Annotated in this window: 3 protein-coding genes and 1 pseudogene; all 4 read right to left on the bottom strand. The window is 64.8% G+C overall.

The genetic code is table 11. The features are described 5' to 3' along the window. Positions 1–146: pseudogene (locus tag WA702_RS11540) on the bottom strand (TetR/AcrR family transcriptional regulator); the annotation flags it as partial. A gap of 189 nt (positions 147–335) precedes the next feature. Continuing rightward, the gene (locus WA702_RS11535) at positions 336–1,565 is read right to left on the bottom strand and encodes a glycosyltransferase family 87 protein (protein WP_425110646.1); all 1,230 of its coding nucleotides are present in this window, start codon (positions 1,563–1,565) and stop codon (positions 336–338) included. Between the two features lie 105 nt (positions 1,566–1,670). After that, positions 1,671–2,831 carry an ABC transporter substrate-binding protein gene (locus WA702_RS11530; RefSeq protein WP_425110647.1) on the bottom strand — a complete coding sequence of 387 codons (1,161 nt, stop codon included), beginning with the start codon at positions 2,829–2,831 and terminating at the stop codon, positions 1,671–1,673. 244 nt (positions 2,832–3,075) lie between these two features. Beyond that, a partial coding sequence (ftsH, locus tag WA702_RS11525; RefSeq protein ID WP_425110645.1) for an ATP-dependent zinc metalloprotease FtsH occupies positions 3,076–4,321 on the bottom strand: 1,246 nt, incomplete at its 5' end.

Here is a 4,321-nt window from a genome sequence, read left to right as displayed (position 1 = left end):
GCGGCGACATTGGCACGGACCGCGACCGGCGCGATCTGCACCGCGGCCATGCCGCCTTCAGCGGCAGTTTCGCGGGCGGCGGCCAGGATGGCGCTGCGACGCGCAGCCAGCCGCTTCACCACCTGATGGGTTCGCCGATACACCATTTGACGCTTCTCATCCCGGTCGGGCTGCCCGGCCTTGCGCCAGGACGCACATGTCCAGTGCTTTTATTCCGTGCTTTGAGCGACCTTCGCCAATGGTCACCGCGGAAGAACTGAACACCTATTCAGGCCGGATGACAAGTCGCAAATCATGCGTCCATCAGAAGGTATGAGAGGTTGGGTGAGCGTGCGTCAGGCAGCCGCAATTGCCGCCCCTGGTGCCGCCGGCTCGCGGCGCCACCAGCACCCGGCCCGACGCAAAGTCAGGCTGGCGACGATCAGATTGGCCGCAAAGCCGGCGGGAATGCCTGACAGGATGAACACGACGGGCGTCACGAGCGCGATTGCAAGCAGCGGCACCTCGTAGCGGCCAAAGCCCTCCTTGAGGCTGATCCGCACCAGGAAGGCGACCGCGATCGCCAGCACCATGATGTCGTACATGAACAGATACGGCGTGGTCAGCAAGGTCGCGACCGCAAGCGCAGCCGCCTTGAGGCTGTAGCGCACCGGGCTGCGCCACAGCAGCACCAGCACCACCACGACCGTCAATGTCAGCACCCATTGGCAGGCCCAGCCGAGTTGCTCACCGCCGCCGAGATAGCGCACCAGCGAGTAGAGGCTCTGCAGCTTCCACCAGGTCGCCTTGCCCTCGACGAGGAAGGCCTGGGAGAAGTGCGGCAGCCAATGGAAGAAGGCCTGCCAGCTTTCGAGGCCGAAGGCGACATAGGACACGACGGCCAGCGCGACCGCGGTGACACCGGCCGAGACGAAGGTGGTCCAGCGGGCGCTCGCGATCAGCACGATCGGAAACAGAAACCCGTATTGCGGCTTGTAAGTCAGGAAGCCGAGGCAGATCCCGGCGAGCACCGGCCGCACCGGCAGCAGATACAGCGTGCCGCCGATCAGGGCCGCGGTCAGAAATCCGTTCTGCCCGACCAATGCGTTGGAGAACACGATCGGAAAGCCGGCCGCGAGCACGAAGCCGAAGGCGCGGCCGACGATGGCGCGCATCACCACGAGGTAGGGCACGAAGCTCGCGCAGACCCAGCCGACGAAGGCGACCGTGTAGGGAAACTGCGCCAGGAAGGCCGCGACGAACAGGAAAGGCGGCGGATAGTGCCAGGCGAAATAGCCGCCGGGCCAGTCCTGCCCCAGCAAGTCGATCTCGATCTTGCGCTGGATGTCCCAGTCCCACGCCAGCGCCGGGTGCCCCTGTAGCGCGAGCTTGCCGGCGGCCCAAACATTGACGAAGTCGGTGGGGATGCCGAGCCCGTCCTTCTGCCAGATCCAGCTGCCGGAGAAGAGCGAGGTCGGGAAGAAGGTGGCGTTGATGCACAGCACCACAAAGCACAGCACGAACAGGCCGCCGGGCACCGCGTTCGACTGCGGCTCGGTTCGAGAGGCGGAAAAGCTTTCGGCCATGCGGATCTCATCCTGCGCTTGGGGCGCACACCGAGACCAGCCATAGGCGGATAGGCTTGAGGAAGGCTTAAGGTAGTAGGCCACCCGACCGCCTTCTCCCTTCCCTCAGTTCCCGGTCTCCAGGTCGCCGAACCGATCCCAGCTCTTGCCGTTGAAGCGCATGAACTGCATCTGGTCGACCGGCACGTGATCGGTCGGGCGGGTGTTGACCTTGATGCCCGGCAACAGCATCGGCAGCGTGAGGTCGTGGATTGCGAAGGCCTGCTTGAGGATGTTCTCGGTCGAGAGGTCGTCGCCGCAGGCCTTCAGCACCGCCTCCAGGGTCATCGCGCTGTTGTAGGCGTTGACGTAGTTGGTGTCGTGCTGATCGGCCTCTGGCACGTACTTGGTCATGAACGCGCGCCAGCCTTTGACGCCGGGATCGTTGTCCCAGGCCGGATCGTCCGGGTCCTTCACATAGGCGGTGGAGATGATGCCGACGCCGGCCTCTGGGCCAGCCGGCTTCATCACAGTGGAGATCCACACCGCGGTGCTGGAGAGAAACGTCAGCGGACGCCAGCCGATCTCATGGCTCTTGCGGATCGCCTGGGCGGCAAATTTCGGCGTCGCGGCGATCACGAACACGTCCGCGCCCGAGGCCTTCAATTTCACGATCTGGGAATCGATAGTCGGATCGCTGACCTCATAGGTCGCACCGGTGACAACGGAGTCGTATTTATCGCCGAGCACATCCTTCAACCCCGCCAGATAATCGCGCCCGTAATCATCGTTCTGCGACAGCACGGCGAAGTGTGCGTTCGGGTTCTGCTTCAAGGCATAGCGCGCATAGAGCCGCGCCTCGTAGCGGAATGGCGCCTGCACGCCCACCGTGGCCTGCGGATATTGCGCGATATCGCCGAATTTCGAGGCGCCGGAGCCGACGAACAATTGCGGGATGTTCTTGCTCTGCAGATATTTCGCGATCGCGGTGTTCTGCGCGGTACCGATCGAGGAGAAGATCAGCGCGACCTCGTCGCTCTCGACCAGCCGGCGCGTCTGCTCGACCGCTTTCGGCGGCGCGTAGGAATCATCGAGCGAGATCAAATCGACCTTGCGGCCGTTGATGCCGCCGCTTTCGTTGAGCATCTTGAAGTAGCCGACCTCGCCCTTGCCGAGTGCGCCGAAGGCGGAGACCGGCCCGCTATAGGGCATGGTCTGGCCAATCTTGATCTCGCCGGGGCTGACGCCGCGCATCTCGGCGGCATGAAGCGACGAGGCCGCAAGCATCGACGTCGTAAGCATGATGGCGCAGGCCGCGCCGATCCGCGCGCATGACCGCATGGACAACCTCCCCTACCCGTTTCCTCGCGACGCTCGGCGCTGGCTCTTTGGCCGCAATCCGGCATTCGCTGCGGAGAGCATGCCATGGGGCCGACAGCGGGGCCATTGCGTTCGCGCGGCCCCGCGTCGCCATGCCAACAAAAAAGCCCGGCGCGAGGCCGGGCTTTTGATAGTTGAGATGACCTGAGGCTTACGCCTGCGGCTGCGGCTCGAGGCCGGGATCCGGATCGGGACGCGGACGCGGACGGCCTGCCGGCGGCACCGCGGACGCCCGCGGCGTCGAGGGCTCGCTCACCGATTCGCGGTTCGGCTTCTTGCCCTTCAACAGGTCGTTGATCTCGTCGCCGGTCAGCGTCTCATATTCGAGCAGCCCCTGGGCAATCGCCTCCCAGTCAGCGCGCCTCTCGGTGAGGATGCGACGCGCTTCCTGCTCGCCGCCCTCGATCAAGCTGCGAATCTCGGAGTCGATCAGCCGGGCGGTGTCGTCGGAAATGTTGGTCGAGCGCGCCACCGAATGACCGAGGAAGACCTCCTGCTCATTGCTCTGGTAGCGGACCCGGCCGAGCTTGTCCGACATGCCCCATTCCATCACCATCGCACGCGATAGGTTGGTGGCCTGCTGGATATCGCTGGTGGCGCCATTGGTGACCTTGTCCAGGCCCGACAGCATGATCTCGGCTTCGCGGCCGGCCAGCGTGATCGCGAGCCGCGACACACACCATTGCCGCGTATGGCTGAGGCGATCCGCTTCCGGCAGCTGCATGACAAGGCCCAATGACCGGCCGCGCGGAATGATGGTTGCCTTGTGCAGCGGATCGGAACCGGGAACGGACAGCGCGACGATCGCGTGGCCGGCCTCGTGATAGGCGGTGTTGCGCTTGTCGTCTTCCGTCATCACCATCGAACGCCGCTCGGCGCCCATCATGACCTTGTCCTTGGCTTCCTCGAACTCGGACTGCGTCACCATGCGCTTGTTACGGCGGGCAGCGGTCAGGGCGGCCTCGTTGACGAGGTTCATCAGGTCCGCGCCGGAGAAGCCAGGCGTACCGCGCGCGATGGTCTTGAGGTTGACGTCCGGCGCCAGCGGCACCTTGCGGACATGCACCCGCAGGATCTGCTCGCGGCCCATGATGTCGGGGTTCGACACCACGACCTGGCGGTCGAAACGGCCCGGACGCATCAAGGCGGGATCGAGCACGTCGGGACGGTTGGTCGCGGCGATCAGGATCACGCCCTCATTGGCTTCGAAGCCATCCATCTCGACCAGCAACTGGTTCAGCGTCTGCTCGCGCTCGTCATTGCCGCCGCAGAGGCCGGCGCCGCGATGACGGCCGACCGCGTCGATTTCGTCGATGAAGATGATGCAGGGCGCGTTCTTCTTGGCCTGCTCGAACATGTCGCGGACGCGGCTGGCACCGACGCCGACGAACATCTCG

It is taken from the genome of Bradyrhizobium sp., assembly GCF_049798375.1.
Classification (GTDB): domain Bacteria; phylum Pseudomonadota; class Alphaproteobacteria; order Rhizobiales; family Xanthobacteraceae; genus Bradyrhizobium.
This window is presented reverse-complemented; position numbering and strand designations above follow the sequence as displayed.

Bases quoted from the DNA above. Each gene is read 5' to 3' on its own strand.
- WA702_RS11530 (WP_425110647.1), bottom strand. From the start codon at position 2,831: ATGCTTGCGGCCTCGTCGCTTCATGCCGCCGAGATGCGCGGCGTCAGC.
- WA702_RS11535 (WP_425110646.1), bottom strand. From the start codon at position 1,565: ATGGCCGAAAGCTTTTCCGCCTCTCGAACCGAGCCGCAGTCGAACGCG.